At 55.7% G+C, this 15,770-nt stretch carries 18 protein-coding genes; 6 read left to right on the top strand and 12 right to left on the bottom strand.

The window, feature by feature from the left end:
• Positions 1-7 precede the first annotated feature (7 nt).
• Positions 8-211, bottom strand: a complete 204-nt coding sequence (locus MICA_RS10890; protein WP_014103812.1) for a hypothetical protein — start codon at positions 209-211, stop codon at positions 8-10.
• 246 nt (positions 212-457) lie between these two features.
• On the opposite strand from MICA_RS10890, the gene rlmN reads away from it, so the two are divergent.
• A complete protein-coding gene (rlmN, locus tag MICA_RS10885) occupies positions 458-1,594 on the top strand; it encodes a 23S rRNA (adenine(2503)-C(2))-methyltransferase RlmN (RefSeq protein WP_014103811.1) in 1,137 nt (378 codons plus the stop codon).
• Positions 1,595-1,753: 159 nt separating this feature from the next.
• On the opposite strand, the gene MICA_RS10880 is transcribed toward rlmN, so the two are convergent.
• The 4 genes from MICA_RS10880 to guaA form a co-directional block, all read right to left on the bottom strand.
• Positions 1,754-2,290, bottom strand: a complete 537-nt coding sequence (locus MICA_RS10880) for a hypothetical protein (protein WP_049782149.1) — start codon at positions 2,288-2,290, stop codon at positions 1,754-1,756.
• A gap of 163 nt (positions 2,291-2,453) precedes the next feature.
• Positions 2,454-2,696 (bottom strand): hypothetical protein, encoded by a 243-nt coding sequence (locus MICA_RS12265; protein WP_041794085.1) that lies wholly within the window; start codon positions 2,694-2,696, stop codon positions 2,454-2,456.
• Between the two features lie 24 nt (positions 2,697-2,720).
• The gene (locus tag MICA_RS10870) at positions 2,721-3,554 is read right to left on the bottom strand and encodes a hypothetical protein (protein WP_041794082.1); all 834 of its coding nucleotides are present in this window, start codon (positions 3,552-3,554) and stop codon (positions 2,721-2,723) included.
• A gap of 6 nt (positions 3,555-3,560) precedes the next feature.
• Entirely contained in the window at positions 3,561-5,195 is a 1,635-nt protein-coding gene (gene guaA / locus MICA_RS10865; RefSeq protein WP_014103808.1) for a glutamine-hydrolyzing GMP synthase, read from the bottom strand.
• Between the two features lie 63 nt (positions 5,196-5,258).
• Here guaA and MICA_RS10860 point away from each other — a divergent pair, with 63 nt between their 5' ends.
• Together MICA_RS10860 and MICA_RS10855 are read left to right on the top strand one after the other, a co-directional pair.
• The gene (locus tag MICA_RS10860; RefSeq protein WP_014103807.1) at positions 5,259-6,239 is read left to right on the top strand and encodes a hypothetical protein; all 981 of its coding nucleotides are present in this window, start codon (positions 5,259-5,261) and stop codon (positions 6,237-6,239) included.
• Positions 6,240-6,400: 161 nt separating this feature from the next.
• The gene (locus MICA_RS10855) at positions 6,401-6,772 is read left to right on the top strand and encodes a hypothetical protein (RefSeq protein ID WP_014103806.1); all 372 of its coding nucleotides are present in this window, start codon (positions 6,401-6,403) and stop codon (positions 6,770-6,772) included.
• 186 nt (positions 6,773-6,958) lie between these two features.
• Here the strand turns inward: MICA_RS10855 and MICA_RS10850 are convergent, their stop codons facing one another.
• The 4 genes from MICA_RS10850 to MICA_RS10835 all read right to left on the bottom strand — a co-directional run bounded on the left by MICA_RS10850 (position 6,959) and on the right by MICA_RS10835 (position 10,316).
• Positions 6,959-7,636: a hypothetical protein gene (locus MICA_RS10850; protein ID WP_014103805.1), complete on the bottom strand. Its 678-nt coding sequence runs from the start codon at positions 7,634-7,636 to the stop codon at positions 6,959-6,961.
• A gap of 118 nt (positions 7,637-7,754) precedes the next feature.
• Positions 7,755-9,083, bottom strand: coding sequence for an RsmB/NOP family class I SAM-dependent RNA methyltransferase (locus tag MICA_RS10845; protein ID WP_041794610.1), 1,329 nt, complete (start codon positions 9,081-9,083; stop codon positions 7,755-7,757).
• A gap of 116 nt (positions 9,084-9,199) precedes the next feature.
• Positions 9,200-9,577, bottom strand: coding sequence for a hypothetical protein (locus tag MICA_RS10840; protein WP_014103803.1), 378 nt, complete (start codon positions 9,575-9,577; stop codon positions 9,200-9,202).
• Positions 9,578-9,755: 178 nt separating this feature from the next.
• The gene (locus MICA_RS10835; protein ID WP_236619904.1) at positions 9,756-10,316 is read right to left on the bottom strand and encodes a GNAT family N-acetyltransferase; all 561 of its coding nucleotides are present in this window, start codon (positions 10,314-10,316) and stop codon (positions 9,756-9,758) included.
• 68 nt (positions 10,317-10,384) lie between these two features.
• Here MICA_RS10835 and MICA_RS10830 point away from each other — a divergent pair, with 68 nt between their 5' ends.
• Positions 10,385-10,591 carry a hypothetical protein gene (locus MICA_RS10830; protein WP_049782148.1) on the top strand — a complete coding sequence of 69 codons (207 nt, stop codon included), beginning with the start codon at positions 10,385-10,387 and terminating at the stop codon, positions 10,589-10,591.
• Positions 10,592-10,817: 226 nt separating this feature from the next.
• Here the strand turns inward: MICA_RS10830 and guaB are convergent, their stop codons facing one another.
• A complete protein-coding gene (gene guaB, locus MICA_RS10825; RefSeq protein WP_187287633.1) occupies positions 10,818-12,311 on the bottom strand; it encodes an IMP dehydrogenase in 1,494 nt (497 codons plus the stop codon).
• Between the two features lie 309 nt (positions 12,312-12,620).
• On the opposite strand from guaB, the gene MICA_RS10820 reads away from it, so the two are divergent.
• A complete protein-coding gene (locus tag MICA_RS10820) occupies positions 12,621-13,208 on the top strand; it encodes a hypothetical protein (protein WP_041794608.1) in 588 nt (195 codons plus the stop codon).
• A 47-nt stretch (positions 13,209-13,255) separates the two neighbouring features.
• Here the strand turns inward: MICA_RS10820 and MICA_RS10815 are convergent, their stop codons facing one another.
• The gene (locus MICA_RS10815) at positions 13,256-13,954 is read right to left on the bottom strand and encodes an RlmE family RNA methyltransferase (protein ID WP_041794077.1); all 699 of its coding nucleotides are present in this window, start codon (positions 13,952-13,954) and stop codon (positions 13,256-13,258) included.
• A 1-nt stretch (position 13,955) separates the two neighbouring features.
• Positions 13,956-14,303: a hypothetical protein gene (locus tag MICA_RS10810; protein ID WP_014103796.1), complete on the bottom strand. Its 348-nt coding sequence runs from the start codon at positions 14,301-14,303 to the stop codon at positions 13,956-13,958.
• 73 nt (positions 14,304-14,376) lie between these two features.
• On the opposite strand from MICA_RS10810, the gene MICA_RS10805 reads away from it, so the two are divergent.
• Positions 14,377-15,741, top strand: a complete 1,365-nt coding sequence (locus tag MICA_RS10805; protein ID WP_041794607.1) for a M48 family metalloprotease — start codon at positions 14,377-14,379, stop codon at positions 15,739-15,741.
• Positions 15,742-15,770 lie beyond the last annotated feature (29 nt).

The following is a 15,770-nucleotide window of genomic DNA, read 5'->3' as shown; positions in this document are numbered from 1 at the left end:
GCCTCGATTAGTGCTGATGATGATGCCCGTGGTGATGGCCATGACCGCCACAGCACCCGCCGCCTTGCGGTTTCTCGGCTGCTTCGGCCTTGCTGGCCCCACAACAGGATTGGCCTTCTTCAACGCGCTTGGCGTGGGCGCCGCAGCACCCGGATTTTTGTGCGGATTCGCTTTTGCTACCGCCCAGCAATTCTTTGATTTTCGCAAACATGGTGTCCGTTCCCCTTTGAATGAATAAGATGGGATGGTCCGATTTTTGATTTGCCAGATCCGACTTACTCAAACTTGGCGGATCAATCGCGGCCATCCCAGTAATGATATGGGGTTTCCATGGGGATCGGCAAGGGGATTCGCCAAACCCCCCATACGGGGGAATAGGGGGGCATGGCCCCCTGAAAACGCACGTTTTTCCGCTTTTCTTTGACTTTTCCGGCCCCCCTCCTGTATGTATGCGCGCATGAGCGTTACATCCCATGCCACGAAATTTGCCGCCCCGCGTACCGACGCGGCCGGCCGCATTGCCCTGATCGGTCTCACCCTGCCCGAAATGATCGCGGCGCTGGAGGAACACGGCCTGCCCAAATTCCGCGCGAAACAGGTTTGGCACTGGGTTTACCACCGGGGTGTGACCGATTTTGAAGCGATGACCAACCTGCCGCGCGATTTGCGCGATACGCTCATCGAAAAATTCTCCATTGAACGCCCGGGCGTGATGACGGAACAAAAATCCACCGACGGCACGATGAAATGGCTGCTGGTCATGGCGGATGGTCAACAAATTGAAATGGTCTTTATCCCGGAGGCCGATCGCGGAACGCTGTGCGTATCATCGCAAGTGGGCTGCACGCTGACCTGCCGCTTCTGCCACACGGGCACGCAGCCGCTGGTCCGCAATCTCGGGCCCCATGAAATCCTGCAACAGATTATGTATGCCCGCGACGTTCTGGGCGAATGGCCGGTTGCGGGTGAAAAGAAAGATGCGAACCAGGGCCGCGACCTGACCAACATCGTTTTGATGGGTATGGGTGAACCGCTCTATAACTACGCCAACGTGGCCAAGGCGATGCAGATTTGCATGGACGAAGACGGTCTCGGAATTTCCAAACGCCGCATTACCCTGTCCACATCCGGCGTTGTGCCGCAGATTGTTCAATGTGGCGAAGAACTCAACGTCAATCTGGCCATTTCCCTGCACGCGCCGAACGATGCGGTGCGCAGCGAGATTATGCCGATCAACAACAAATACCCGCTGGCCGAATTGCTGGATGCCTGCCGCAACTATCCGGGCCTCAGCGATAATCGCCGCATCACGTTTGAATATGTGATGTTGAAAGACGTGAATGATTCCGATGATCAGGCCCGCGAACTGGCGCAACTGCTGCGCGGTATCCCGTGCAAGGTCAATTTGATCCCGTTCAATCCGTGGCCGAACAGCCCGTATGAATGCTCCAGCGGCAACCGCATCCACGCCTTTGCCCGCATTCTGAACGGCGAAGGCTATGACGCCCCGATCCGTAAAACCCGTGGTCAGGATATTCTGGCCGCCTGCGGCCAGCTCAAATCCGAAAGCCAGCGGGCGAAGCCGACGGCTTAACACTCATCTTCTTGTCATTCCCGCGCAGGCGGGAATCCATACGATGCTGCATCTATGCCCTATGGATCCCCGTTTTCACGGGGATGACAGGTGAAAAACGCCAACAAAAAACCGCCGACCCGTTGGGTGCGGCGGTTTGTTTTTGTGGGGTGTGTTGGATCAGTTCCCAACAGCGGACAACAACGTCACCGCATCAATCACCTTTTTGCTGGCTTCGCTAATCAGCAAGATATCCTTGTCCACTTGAACATATTGATATCCGCGCGGGGCCGGGGACAACAGGTCGCGCAAATCACGCGGCAGGGGCATAAACCGCACATCATCCGGCAACGGGTACCCAACGCGATATTTCTTCGCAATACCGGGTGGCAGGCATCCGTTATTCTTCTTCGCCAATCCCGGTGGGCAATCCTTGCGGTAATTACGATTCAAATAATCGTTCAACACACGGCGGTCCTGATCCCCAATCAAAATACTGACCAGATCATCGTCGCCATGGCGGCCTTCATGCCCCCGGTCATCGCCGCGATCATCATGCTGGCCCTGCACATGCTCCGGCTTGCCGTTGCCTTTGCCACCTTTGTCGGCCATGGCGACGGATACAAACGCCCCCATAACCAGCCCAGCCGCCATAAAGGCAACCAACCCGTGTTTCAAAACGGAACGCAGATCCATTGTTTTTATGTATGCGGTCATATCACGCTTCTCCTCAAAACCTGATTCCGGGCCCGTTCCGGCCCTCCTTCTTTCAGGGTGAGGCCCGTTTATGGCGAAAATAAGGGGTGGTTTCGCAAATAAAAACAGGGGGATGCCAATGCGTCCCCCTGCGTCCAATCCCGTAATGGGTAATGTTTCGGGCCTATTTCCCGGCCTTGCCATGTCCACATGATTCATCATGCACATGGTCATGCCCGCAATCGCCGTGATCATGGTCATGGCTGTGATCATGGTCACAGCACGATCCATCAGCGTGATGGTGGTGGTGATGTCCATGATGATGGTGGCTCCCCACACTCAACCCGGCCATCCCCGAAAACGCCGACCCCGGCATCGTGCTGGAACCCATCAGGCTGTTTTTAATGAAGTTGAATTTGCTGGTCATTTTGTTGTCCTTTGCTGTGGTTTTTTATACTGCTTGTTCCATGATTGCAATTTTATCTTCGATTTCTTTTATGAAGGCGTTGCTTGCGCGTTCGATTTTTTCTTGCATGAAATCGATGCTTTTTTGAATTTTTTTGAAATCCTTTTGAGACAAATTTCTATCTAGTTCTTCTCTCATGCTTGCAAGTGCTGCGTACGTGGGTTTTGTGGTGTCTAAAAGGGCTTTCATGCAGTTTTTCAAGAGCTTTATTCTTAAGATTAATTCTTCTTTGTGTGCACTGTCGTGCTGTTCTGAGTGCGCTTCAAAGTCTAGGCAGGATTTGTTGTATTGCTCGGTGTGTAAGGCCCAGAGATCTGGAATGTCCTCTTTTTTTGCGTTGTATTCATGCATGTTTTCTGTAGCAATTTTCATGCCTTCGAGGGCGATATCGATGCCTTGTTTGTGGAACGCGACCTTACCGCTACATTCCTGTAGGAGGAGGGCATCCTTTCCTAAAGTGAATAGGCAGTCACCATATTGCGCGGATAATTTGGAATAAATATCGATAACTTCTGGTGATGCAATTGCAAATAATTTGTAAAATTTTTCGCTGTATTCTCTATCGTGATCCTCTACTTCTAGAGTGCCGTTTTTCGAAAATGAGTTTATCTTGTTTTGAGAATAAGAGAGGTATTCTATTCCTCCCATATAAGCATCACGAATGAGCTTGTGTTTTCGATCTTCTCTTTTTCTTTTGTTTTCGTAGAGATTGTTAAGAAAAATACCTAATAAAGTTATGAGCGCGGCGTTAGTGGCGCTTATGACAGTCCATAAACCAATGACGTTCTGGGGTGCTATTAAGGTTTCGAACAAAGGCATTTGCTCTCACTCCCACTCAATCGTCCCCGGCGGCTTGCTGGTAATATCATACGTCACCCGGTTAATCCCCGGCACTTCGTTGATAATCCGGGTGGCGACTTTGCCGAGGAAGCTGTGGTCGAAGGGGAAGTAGTCGGCGGTCATGCCGTCCGTTGATGTCACGGCGCGCAGGGCGCAGGCGTAGTCATAGGTGCGGCCATCGCCCATCACGCCGACGGTGCGGACGGGCAGCAGGACGACGAAGGCTTGCCAGATGGCGTCATACAGGCCGTGGCTGCGGATTTCTTCGAGGTAGATCGTGTCGGCTTTGCGCAATATATCCAGTTTCTCGCGCGTGATTTCGCCGGGAATGCGGATGGCCAGGCCGGGGCCGGGGAAGGGGTGGCGTTTGACGAAGTCCGGGTGCATGCCCAGAGCAATGCCAAGCGCGCGCACTTCGTCCTTGAACAATTCACGCAGCGGTTCGACCAGTTTGAATTTCATGCCCTCGGGCAGGCCGCCGACATTGTGGTGCGATTTGATCGTGACGCTGGGGCCGCCGGTGAAGCTGACCGATTCAATGACGTCGGGGTACAATGTGCCCTGGGCCAAAAATGCGGCATCGCCAACGCGGGCGGTGCAGTTATCGAACACTTCGATAAAGCTGGCGCCGATGATTTTGCGTTTGGTTTCCGGGTCGGATACACCCGCCAGACGCGTCAGGAATAAGTCCGATGCATCTTCGTGGATCAGCGGGATGTTGTAATGTTCGCGGAACAGGCTGACGACCTGCTGGCTTTCATTCGCGCGCATCAGGCCGGTATCGACATAGATACAGGTCAGTTGATCGCCAATGGCTTCGTGCAGCAGCACGGCGGTTACGGATGAATCAACGCCGCCGGACAGGCCGCAGATCACGCGTTCCTTGCCCACCTGTTTACGGATTTTCGCGATCATTTCATCGCGGAAGGACTCCATGGTCCAATCGCCGGAGCAGCCGCAGATTTTATGGGTGAAGTTTTTCAGCAATTGCCCGCCATGCGGTGTATGCACCACCTCCGGGTGGAATTGCACGCCATAGAAGCGGCGTTCATCATTCGCAATGAAGGCATAGGGCGCGCCGGACGATTGCCCGATCACGCTAAACCCGGCGGGCAGTTTGGTGACGCGGTCGCCGTGGCTCATCCACACTTGTTCTTTGGCGCTGACGGTCCACAGGCCGTCTGTGATGGGGGAGGCGGTGACGATGTCGATATGGGCGCGGCCAAATTCGCGGCCCCCGTCCGTTCCGTCGGTTTCGGCATGGTGGCTTTCCACCTTGCCGCCCAGTTGTTCCACCATCGTTTGCTGGCCATAGCAGATGCCGAAAACGGGCACGCCCATGGCGAACACGCAATCCGGGGCGCGGGGCGATCCGGCATCAGTCACACTGGCCGGGCCACCGGACAGGATGATGCCCTTGGGGCCAAAGTCGTAAATTCGTTCATCGGATGCCGCGTTAAACGGCCAGATTTCGCAATACACGCCGTTTTCGCGCAAACGGCGGGCGATCAATTGTGTGACCTGGGACCCGAAATCCAGAATCAAGATCCGGTCGTGATGTCCGGTTGCGGAGGGGATCGGTTCATGGGCGGTCTGGGCCGCGGCGCTGTCATTTTGCATGGCAAAACATATAGACGAAATTTTGCTGGAAACCAAGCATATTGCCTGTGCTATAAGGGGTTTATGACACACTACAATGCCGACTTTGTGAGCCATCTTCTTCCCGATCTGGTTGCTGCCTGTGATGCGGCGGCGGTGCACAATGTGCGCGCGGGGCATGGCGGGCCGTTCGGGGCGTCGCTGTCGGTGTATCATCGTGACACGGGTGCGTTGGTGCCCGTGGTGGGTCCGGTGTGCAATGCGGTGCTGGAAACCGGACTGGCCGGGGCGCATGCCGAGGATCAGGTGTTGCAGCCGGCATGTCTGCGCGCGTTGCGCGATGCCTTGCAAATGATCGGTCGGGATCATGCGATTGTCGTGCTGGCCTCCAGCGGGGAAAGCTGTCCAGCCTGTTATTCCAAAATTGAAATCGTCGCGCGTGCGTTGATCGCGGACGGGGTGATTGAACCCGGGGCCTTTGTTCTGGCCTATGGTGCATCATACGATGATACACGCACCGTGGCGGGGTTTAATGATGAACCCTATCACGCCGATATGGCCGGACCGTTGGAAAACCGCATGATTCCGTGTGTGCGCGGTGATGAAGAATTGCCCGTTCCCGCGCGCGTCGTCATGCCGGATGGTGTGGCCTATGACGGGGCTGATGCGCGGACGGCGCAGGGGACGCCCCTGTTCACCCCGGAAATTCAGGCGATTTACACTGCCTGTCGGGCGCAGAAAAAATCCGGCATGGATGAACCGTGGAATTTGCGGCGGGCGGTGTTGTACACCACCGCGCCCATGATCGGGCCGCTGATGTATGCGGAATCGCAATGGGCGAATATCGGGCGCATTGTGCAATGTGATGGACCGCAGACCGCGGCCGAAGCTCCGGATGTCAGCAACGATGCCCTGTTCGCCGTGGTGGCCGCGCGGCCCTATAACAAGGCGGGCACGGCTGTGCATGTTGTGCGGGTGACACCCTTTGCCAATCTGGCCCAGCATGAATGGGCGCGGTTGAGCGATGCGGGGCAGGTGGCCCATTATAACGGGATCGAAGCATAAAAGACGGACCTGCCCCGCTTTGCTGCACCTGCGTAATTTGTTTGACAATCCGCGCCCCTATTTTCTATAACCACAACCGTTAATAGAGACCCACACGCCCAAAACCCGGAAAAGAGGTTCGGCGCCCCATGATGGGAGATGTGGTGATAAGGATTGTGGACATGACCCCGCTTAAAACACTCGTGCTGGCCTTTGTACGGGCCGATCAAACCCCTGTGCGCATTGATGTGGCCGATATCGCCGCCATCACCGTGGTGAAGAACACGGATATTCATTCTCTGCACATGAAAAACGGTGATACCCATTTCGCCGTGGCCGGCCCCGCGACGGATACGCTGGCGCATATGGATGCGAAAACCATTTCCATGCGCGCCCCGTTTGGCGATGCGGTTTATATCGTGGCGGATGCAATTGAATCCATCGGGCCGAATGCGCAATGTGCGGAAGACTCCATCCGCGTGAACGTCACGGGTGGACATCGCTTGGCCGTTTTGGGCCAACAAAAAGATCTGTTCCAGAAATTGGCGCGTTAGGCTTTTTAAAGTTTTGTCATTCCCAGCGGAGCGAAGAAAGCCGTAGGCTTTCTGGAGCGACGGGAAGGGAATTCAGCATGATGCGTGAGCACGCTTTCGCGTGCTCTCTTTTTAATCCGGATCCCCGCACGGCGTTTCGAAGCGCCAAGGGGCGCTTCTCCACTGGTCGGGGATGACGGTGTGTGGTTAGTGGGCGGGTGTGGCCTGTGGCCAGAAGCGGGATGTCGGATTATGCAACTCGTGATCCGAGAATCGGGCTTCGATCTTTTCCAGCGTTTTGCGATCAATGCTGTGGTGACCGTCCAGAACCAGCGGGGCCACATAAACCGGTTGGCATCCGCCTTCGGCGGTTTTGCGGAACATAACGCTGGGTGGTGTGGTGTCGATGGCGACGCGTTTGGCGTGATCTTTGGCGTAACGCGCGGTCTGCACGATCATTTTTGCGGCTTCGGTCAAATTGGCGTCGTGGCGCATGCATTCATGCGGCGCCTTGTGCATTTCATCACCGGACAAAAATGCGGCGAAGGCACGGGCCTGGCCAAACATGGTCGTGCATAATTCGTCCTTGCCAAATTTGTGGAACGGGATCAGCGGCTCCATCATGGTCAGATAAGACCGCTCGCTCAATTTAATATGGCAGAACACGCGCGGCAAATGCGGGTTGTGATGGTCGTGGTTGCGGCAGACTTCCGCAAAGGCCATGGCGACATCCGGTACATGGCACAGACGAAAGATGTGTGATTCATCGGGTGAGAGTAAAAGACCCTGATCTTCCGCGATCCACATATAGCCGGATTCTTCCCGCAGGCTTTGTGCGGCCTGGGTGACGGTCTTGCCCGTCAGGTTTTTCAACTGTGCTGCCATGATTGATGAAATTCCTACGCCATTCTTTGTTGCGACGTTGTTCGAAATATCACACATTTTTACGCTCTTATGGAAAACTCTGCAATAATCAGGTTGTTTTTCTTTTGAAATCAGTGGTTTATGCTGTCTTTCGGCGCAGGATTGCGGCGAAAAACCCGTCCGTGTTGTGGCGGCGCGGGGACAGGCGCATAAACGGTGCGCCCGGTTTGGCGGCCAGCTTGCTGCCCATATCCGGCAAGGCTTCGGCAATCGGCCAGATTTCAAAGTCCGGGTGGCGGGCCAAAAACGCCTCGATCTGGTCCTCGTTCTCACGCGGCAGGATGGAGCAGGTGGCATACACCAATCGTCCGCCCGGCTTCACGGCACCTGCGACCTTGTCCAGAATTTCGGCCTGTGTCTGCACCAGTGCATCCAGCGACGGGCCAAAGGCGCGCCAGCGTGTATCCGGGTTGCGGCGCCATGTGCCCGTGCCACTGCACGGTACATCAGTCAGAACGACATCGAATGTTTCCTTCTGACGGCGCAGCCATTTGCGGTGACGCTCATCCGACAGCGGGCGGATCTCGATGATGTCGCTGGCATGGGCGCGGCGGAAACGCGGACGGGCGCGTTCCAAACGGGCTTCTTCCAGATCCATGGCGACGATGCGGCCCTTTGGGCGGCGTTCGACCTGCATGGCGTTGATCAAAGCCAGCGTCTTACCGCCAGCACCGGCACAGTAATCCAGAACCTGCGCGCCCGGTTTGGCGTCGCACAGATACGCAATCAGTTGCGATCCTTCGTCCTGAATTTCGACATGGCCCTTGGTATAGGCTTTTGTTTTCGACAGGAATGCTTTGTTCCGCGCGCGCAATGTCCATGGGCATAACGGCGCATCATCAACCTCAACCCCGTCCTTCGCCAGCGAGGCGCGAACCGCGTCGCGGTCGGTGGCCAGCAGATTCACGCGCAGGTCGAGCGGTGCCGATGTCAGCATTGCTTCCATCTCGGCCGCGAAATCCGCACCCCACAACGCGCGCAAGGCGTCTTCGTGTTGGGGCGGGCATTCGACGCGGATGGCCTCCGGCATGTCCGGGTGGTTCATCGTGTGTCCGGTGGCGGCACGGATTAATTTCAATTCGTCGTCATTCAGTTCTTCGGGGTCGTATTTTCCGCCGTTGAACATTTTTTCCAGACGCGGGCCATCCATGTTTTCGCCCAGCATCATCCACAAAATGGCGCGGGCCCGGTTGGTGTCCGGCGCGGACAGATGATCCATCCACCAGTTCAGGCGCGCCTTGGCGCGGACCATGTTGTACAGGCGCTCAACAATCTCCGCCCGGTCCTTGGAGCCGATATATCGGCGGAAGCGCATATAGTCGCCCACCGTGCCATCCATGGGGATGCGGCTATGATCGATTTTGTCCAGAATGTCTAAAACGGCCTTGAGCCGTGCGCCCGGTGTCATGATGGGCGGTTTTTGCCACAGATGGACGCGAAAAGTACAGGAAATTCGGCGTAAAATGAAAAACCCCGCCGTTGGGCGGGGTTTTTGCATCGGTCGGGCCTGCGCCCGGGCCGAAATTATTCAGCAGCGGCCGGAGCAGCAGCGTCAGCAGCCGGAGCAGCTTCTGCCGGAGCAGCAGCTTCTTCTTTCACCAGTTTGCCTTCTTTAACGTTCAGGGTCTGGCCATCAACGGTTTTGTGTTCGCCATCCGGAGCAGCCGTGCGGTTGCCGTCTTTGTCCAGAACGAATACAGCGTCAGCCTCAACCACAACGCTCGTGCCATCGGCCAGCGTGTAGGTCAGGATGGTTGCTTCTTCAGCAACAGCCGGGGCCGCTTCTTCAGCAGCAACTTCAGCCTTCATTTCAGTGGCCGGAGCAGCATGGTCGTCCGCTTTCGCAGCAACCGGGGCAGCCAGAACAACAGCAGCAGTCAATACACTCAACAGAGCCTTCATAATATGTGTCCTCCTCAGGAACAAATGTGCGGTATGCGATTCCAATATAGGATTTGATGATGAACACAAAGTGAAAAAATGGGCTTAGTTATTGAATGTCATGATAAAATCACAATTCAGGCCCCGCTGACACAAAGCCGCCACAATGTGGTGCCCGATTATGCAGAATCTTGTTTTTTCATTGCTTGGCATGGGCCAGAATCGGTTTGGTGTCACGCCATCCGAAGCAGACTTCGCGCGCTTTGCGGGCCCCGGCCTCAATATCGCGCTTACCGATTCGCTGTCCACCCAGTGTTGTGTAAAATGCACCGGCGCGCTTGTTCGCCTCCAGTGCCCATAAACACATGGATTTATGCTTCATGGTCAACAGCGATTCGGTGGCGGCCTGCATCAATTTCAAACCATGCCCCTGCCGCCAATATTCCGGCAAGATATAGATGGCATAGATTTCGGCGGTATAGAGCGGACGGATCAGTGATACGCCGGGTGGCGGGGTTTTCAATTTGCCAAAACTAACCACGCCCACGGGCGTGCCGTCGTCCAGACAGGACACCAGGGCATAAAACCCGTCACTGTCCAGCCATTCGCGCCATTTGCCGCGATATTCGTCTTCGGTCTTCGCCGCCAGCCATTCCGGGTCCACAAGGCCCTCATAGGTGGCGTGGAAACCGCTGACCAGAATGCGGGCCAAAACGTCAATATCATCGTGTGTTGCGGCGCGAATTGTCATTCTATCCATTTGTACTAGATCTTTAGGCGTGTAGAGTGCCCATCAGTTTAATCACAAAAACAAAGGAAACCCAAACCATGAATACAAAAACCCTTTTGATCATTGTGACCATCATTCTGGTCGGTGTTCTCGGTTATGTTGGATATCAAGAAACCCAGAAACCCAAAACACCGGGCGAAAAAATGGAAGCCGCGATGGAACAGGCCGGTGATGCGATTGGCGAAGCAGTCGAAGATGCTGGCGAAGCCATTCAGGAATCTGCCCCGGCGCAACCGGCGCAGTAATTTTTTAAATTTTGAAAAACAGCGGGTGCCTTTGGCCCCGCTGTTTTTTTGTAACCACAGATGGACACGGATCAACACAAATGAAATCCGTCATACCGGCGAAAGCCGGTATCTTCTGCCGCCATCACAGTTCAAAAAATTTTCTTAACCTCAGGAAGATCCCGGCCTGCGCCGGGATGACGAAGATCAAATCCGTGTTGATCCGTGTCCATCTGTGGTTTTTCTTTTATTCACTCTGCCGATAATTCGGCGCTTCCTGTGTGATGGTCACATCATGCACATGGCTTTCGCGGTATCCGGCGCCAGTCATGCGCATAAAGTCTGCACGTTCGTGCATGGCGGCGATGGTTTCGCATCCGGTATATCCCATCGCGGCGCGCAATCCGCCGACCATCTGGTGCAGGACGTTGCCGACGGGGCCTTTATACGGCACGCGGCCCTCAATCCCCTCGGGGACCAGTTTTTGTTCCTGTGTCACGGCCCCTTGGAAATACCGATCGGCTGATCCACGCACCATCGCCCCGACCGATCCCATGCCGCGATAGGATTTATAGGATCGCCCTTGATACAGCACGACATCACCCGGTGCCTCGTCGGTTCCGGCGAACAGGCCACCCATCATGACGCAATCGGCCCCGGCGGCAATGGCCTTGGCCATGTCACCGGAAAATTTAATACCGCCATCGGCAATCACGGGAATGCCGTGCGGGGCACAGGCCGCGGCCACATCCATAATGGCGGTCAGTTGCGGCACGCCGACCCCGGCGACAATCCGCGTCGTGCAAATGGACCCGGGGCCAATGCCAACCTTTACGGCATCGACGCCCGCATCAATCAACGCGCGGGCGGCGTCGCCCGTGGCGATATTGCCGGCGATAATCTGCATATCGCCCTTCACCGCGCCCCGCACGCGGCGCACGGTGTCGAGAACATTTTTCGAATGGCCATGGGCGGTGTCGATGACCAGAACATCCAGCCCGGCATCCTCCATCATCACGGCGCGGTGTAATCCGGTTTCGCCCGTACCCACGGCGGCGCCGACCAGCAAACGGCCCACGCGGTCCTTGCTGGCCTGTGGGTTCAGGTCAGATTTTTCAATGTCCTTCACCGTGATCAATCCGGTGCATCGCCCGGCATCATCGATGACCAGTAATTTTTCAATACGGTGCTTGTGCAGCAAGCGGCGGGCTTCATCGCGGCTGACATCGGCGGGCACGGTGATCAGATGGTCGGCGGTCATCAATTCACGCACCGGCTGGGCCGCGTTTTCGGCAAAGCGCACATCGCGGTTGGTCAAGATGCCGACCAGCTTGCCGCTGGATTCTGTCACGGGAATGCCGGAAATACGATGATGCCGCATCAAGCGCAACGCCTGTTCCAACGTGGCATCCGGTTCAATTGTAATCGGGTTATCGACCATGCCGGATTCAAACCGTTTCACGCGGCGGACCATGTCGGCTTGCTGTTCCGGTGTCATGTTGCGATGAATGACGCCCAGCCCGCCCGCTTGTGCCAATGCAATCGCCATCTCGGCTTCGGTGACGGTGTCCATCGCGGCGGACAGGACGGGAATGTTTAAGGTGATCGATTTGGTCAGGCGTGTGCGTGTATCGGCATCGGCGGGGTGAATGTCCGATGCGCCGGGGACCAGCAGGACATCATCAAACGTCAAACCTTCACGCATTGTTTTTTGGGGGGTGTGAACGGATGGGGTGGCCATGGTCAAAATCCTTTTCCGGTTGGATGCCCGTGAGATGCCCGTGGGATGCTTGGGGCGGGGGCGAGCGAATCTTGACGCTCATTTATAGAGCAGGGGGGTGGAATAGGCCAGCCGCATAGGCCGGGAATGACTCGTTTATTTCCAATGTTCTGGAAAATGCGAAATAAAATTACCCAAAATTGTGCAGATGCGAAATTCTGCATCAAATTTGTCAAAACACCCTTTAAAACAGCGATTTTTGTACGCACTGCACTGCAACAGGCGTATTCTATGGGTGTCCACTTTGGATCACTGATAGAGGGTAAAACGATGCGTAAGTCATTCGACGATGCAAATAAAGAAACTGGGGCACAGACCCCGGACATGTCCGCCGCCGAAGCGGTGATGATCAACATTTTTGACTGGGACTTTCACAAATCCTATGACGGCCAGCGCCTGGACCGCGAAGCGCGCAAGACGCTGGATAAATCCCTGCAAGCCAACATCCGGACCCTGTGCCCGAATTTGGGTGAAACGAATATCCTGTCCACCTATTCCGACCTGTTGATCGACGGCCATGCCGGCGGTCTGGATCAGGTGATGGAGCTGACGGAAAAAGTGATTGATGCGTGCCTGCGTGCCCAAAATGGCGAGCGCAAAACGCTGAACGATCTGGACCGTTTCCTCAGCAAAAAACTGGAAAAGATGGAAAAGCATTTCGGCAACGGTGATGCGGTGGAAAGCGTTCCGCTGCACGTTGTGGCCGAGGCCATGGACTCCAGCGAACAAGGATCGAAATATCACGGCGCGTTCAAACAATCGGCGGAATTGAACACGATGCGCAAAATTGTTGATGAAATGCCGAAAGGGTCCGTCCAGAACAAGAAGCCGGGCCTGTTCGATTTCCTGCGCCGCTAATCTGTTTCATGTGAATTAAAAACCCCGCCATTTGGCGGGGTTTTTTGTTATTCGCTGATGCCCTTGAACCCGGTGGCCACGACATATTGTTCGGCCGATTCCTTGCGGCTGGCTTTGGGTTTGATGTGTTTCACGGATTTGAAATCGCGCTTCATGCGGGCCAGCAATTCGGCCTGCGTGCCGCCTTGAAACACTTTGGCGACGAACGATCCGCCGGGTCTCAAAACTTCCAATGCGAAATCATACGCGGCTTCGACCAATCCCATGATGCGGATATGGTCGGTGGATTGGTGGCCCGTCGTGTTTGGCGCCATGTCGGACATGACCAGATCGGCAGGACCATCCAGTGTGGTGATCAGCGCTTCGGGTGCGTCATCGTTCATAAAATCCATCTGCAGAAAGGCGATGCCCGGCAGCGGGTCGATGGGCAGCAGGTCAAGGCCCACAACGTGTGCCCCCTTGGCCGCGGCCACCTGGGACCAGCCGCCCGGGGCGGCCCCCAGATCAATGATGTTCATGCCCGGGCGGATCAGGTGCAGCTGCTCATCCATCTCGATCAGCTTGAAGGCCGCGCGGGAACGGAAGCCAGCCTTTTGCGCTTCCAGCACGTAAGGATCATTCAGCTGGCGTTGCAGCCAGCGGCGGGACGAGAGTTTCAAGCTCTTGTTCTTAACCTTCACGTTGCGCTGGTTGCCGCGCAAATTGCCCGTTCCAGACCCGGATCCTGACCCTTTTTTCTCACTCATCTCAAAACACCATCGCAAGCATCGAAACACATAGGCCCAGTACATACAGGGACAAGGTCGCCGCCAGAAAGATTACGCCCCTTGTATGCGGGGAAAAGTGCGCCAATACAAGAAAAACCCCTATTAACAGGCCATAAATGATCAATCCGCGTTCATAAAGACCCATATCGAGCCAGTGGAGAATGCCATCGCCCTTGCCGATGGACTCCATAATCTCGATTTGTGTCCGTAAGGTCAGGATACAGGTCAGAATGAAGGCCAGGCTTTTTAAAACCTGCCCGCGGTGAACCACCACCATGGCAATCGGGATCCAGATCAGATCAATCCATTGATAGAGGAGGGCGGTCATACTAAAGTTATGGGTCCGTTCGGGCTGTCATTGCGTCATCTTTGCACCATATTTATCAGAAATGCTGGGATTCATGAAATTGTTCCGTCGTCGCGGGGTGCGCCCTGTTCTGGGTTTTGTGATGGTAACCGGGCTGTTGCTGGGCACGGTCGGGGATGGCTTTGCGCAAAACGGCCCGACGCTCATCCGTGATACGGAAATCGAAAAAACCATCGAAATGTGGTCCGAGCCTGTGGTGCGGGCCGCCGGGCTGGACCCGAAATCGGTCAATTTCATCCTGGTTCAGGATTCCAGCCTGAATGCCTTTGTCGCCGGCGGGCAGAATGTTTTTATCTATACCGGCTTGATTCAGCGCACAAAAACACCGGAAGAGCTGATCGGCGTCATCGCCCACGAATTGGGCCATATCAGCGGCGGGCATTTGATCCGCACGCGGCAGGCGCTGGAAGAAGCGTCCTATGAAACGATTCTGGGGGCTTTGATCGGGATTGGCGCGGCCATTGCCACGGGCGATGGCGGAGCGGCCAGCGCGGTGTCGATGGGGTCGCGGTCGATGGCGGAACGGCGTTTTATGGCGTTCAGCCGGGTCCAGGAATCCAGCGCGGATCAGGCGGGCCTGTCCTATATGTCCAAGGCGGGCCTGAACGGGGCCGGGTTCCTCAGTTTTATGAAACAGATGGAAAATGAAGAATTGCTGCCCGCCAGCCAGCAATCCGAATATGTCCGCACCCACCCGCTGACCCGGGACCGGATTCAGGCCGTTGAAACGGTGTTGCAGGGAAACAGCTTTGATAATGCCAAGCCCGTGCCCGCGTCGTGGAACGAAGAGCATGCCCGCATGATTGCAAAGCTGGTCGGCTTTATCACGCCGGAGCAGGTGCCGTGGGTTTATGCCGACCGGGATACATCAATGGCGGCGCGTTATGCCCGTGCCATCGCCGCCTATCGCCAGAACCGCGTCACGGACGCGCTGGGGCAAATGGACGCGTTGCTGAAGGATGAGCCGGAAAACCCGTATTTCAACGAACTGAAGGGCCAGATGCTGGTCGATTTCGGCAAGGTGAAAGAGGCCGTGCCCTTCTATCGCAAGGCCGTGACTCTGGATGCGGATGCGCCGTTATTGCGCGTATCCTACGCCCATGCGCTGATCGAGTCGAATTCGTCATTGGATGAGGCGATCACCCAGTTGCAAAAAGCCCTGCGGACCGAAACGCGTTCACCGCGCGTGCATCGCCTGCTGGCCACCGCTTACGGCAAACAGGGCAATGACCCGATGGCGCGCCTGCATCTAGCCGAGGAAGCGCTGCTGCAACGAAATAACGACTATGCAAAACGTCAGGCCGAAGTGGCCGCACAAGGTTTGAAAAAAGGCTCCGCCCCATGGATTCGGGCGCAGGATATCCTGAGCCATGTTGAACAAAGTGCCGATAAAGATTAAAACTTAACCCGACTTGTTTCACGCGAAAG

This window comes from Micavibrio aeruginosavorus ARL-13 (genome assembly GCF_000226315.1).
Taxonomy (GTDB): Bacteria; Pseudomonadota; Alphaproteobacteria; order Micavibrionales; family Micavibrionaceae; genus Micavibrio; species Micavibrio aeruginosavorus_B.
The sequence above is the reverse complement of the archived record's forward strand: the minus strand, read 5'-3'. Positions and strand labels throughout refer to the sequence as shown.

Excerpts from the sequence above, each read along its gene's own strand:
- MICA_RS10890 (WP_014103812.1), bottom strand. The coding sequence starts at position 211 with ATGTTTGCGAAAATCAAAGAATTGCTGGGCGGTAGCAAAAGCGAATCC.
- rlmN (WP_014103811.1), top strand. The coding sequence starts at position 458 with ATGAGCGTTACATCCCATGCCACGAAATTTGCCGCCCCGCGTACCGAC.
- MICA_RS10880 (WP_049782149.1), bottom strand. The coding sequence starts at position 2,290 with ATGACCGCATACATAAAAACAATGGATCTGCGTTCCGTTTTGAAACAC.
- MICA_RS12265 (WP_041794085.1), bottom strand. The coding sequence starts at position 2,696 with ATGACCAGCAAATTCAACTTCATTAAAAACAGCCTGATGGGTTCCAGC.
- MICA_RS10870 (WP_041794082.1), bottom strand. The coding sequence starts at position 3,554 with ATGCCTTTGTTCGAAACCTTAATAGCACCCCAGAACGTCATTGGTTTA.
- guaA (WP_014103808.1), bottom strand. The coding sequence starts at position 5,195 with ATGCAAAATGACAGCGCCGCGGCCCAGACCGCCCATGAACCGATCCCC.
- MICA_RS10860 (WP_014103807.1), top strand. The coding sequence starts at position 5,259 with ATGACACACTACAATGCCGACTTTGTGAGCCATCTTCTTCCCGATCTG.
- MICA_RS10855 (WP_014103806.1), top strand. The coding sequence starts at position 6,401 with ATGACCCCGCTTAAAACACTCGTGCTGGCCTTTGTACGGGCCGATCAA.
- MICA_RS10850 (WP_014103805.1), bottom strand. The coding sequence starts at position 7,636 with ATGGCAGCACAGTTGAAAAACCTGACGGGCAAGACCGTCACCCAGGCC.
- MICA_RS10845 (WP_041794610.1), bottom strand. The coding sequence starts at position 9,083 with ATGACACCGGGCGCACGGCTCAAGGCCGTTTTAGACATTCTGGACAAA.
- MICA_RS10840 (WP_014103803.1), bottom strand. The coding sequence starts at position 9,577 with ATGAAGGCTCTGTTGAGTGTATTGACTGCTGCTGTTGTTCTGGCTGCC.
- MICA_RS10835 (WP_236619904.1), bottom strand. The coding sequence starts at position 10,316 with ATGGATAGAATGACAATTCGCGCCGCAACACACGATGATATTGACGTT.
- MICA_RS10830 (WP_049782148.1), top strand. The coding sequence starts at position 10,385 with ATGAATACAAAAACCCTTTTGATCATTGTGACCATCATTCTGGTCGGT.
- guaB (WP_187287633.1), bottom strand. The coding sequence starts at position 12,311 with ATGGCCACCCCATCCGTTCACACCCCCCAAAAAACAATGCGTGAAGGT.
- MICA_RS10820 (WP_041794608.1), top strand. The coding sequence starts at position 12,621 with ATGCGTAAGTCATTCGACGATGCAAATAAAGAAACTGGGGCACAGACC.
- MICA_RS10815 (WP_041794077.1), bottom strand. The coding sequence starts at position 13,954 with ATGAGTGAGAAAAAAGGGTCAGGATCCGGGTCTGGAACGGGCAATTTG.
- MICA_RS10810 (WP_014103796.1), bottom strand. The coding sequence starts at position 14,303 with ATGACCGCCCTCCTCTATCAATGGATTGATCTGATCTGGATCCCGATT.
- MICA_RS10805 (WP_041794607.1), top strand. The coding sequence starts at position 14,377 with ATGAAATTGTTCCGTCGTCGCGGGGTGCGCCCTGTTCTGGGTTTTGTG.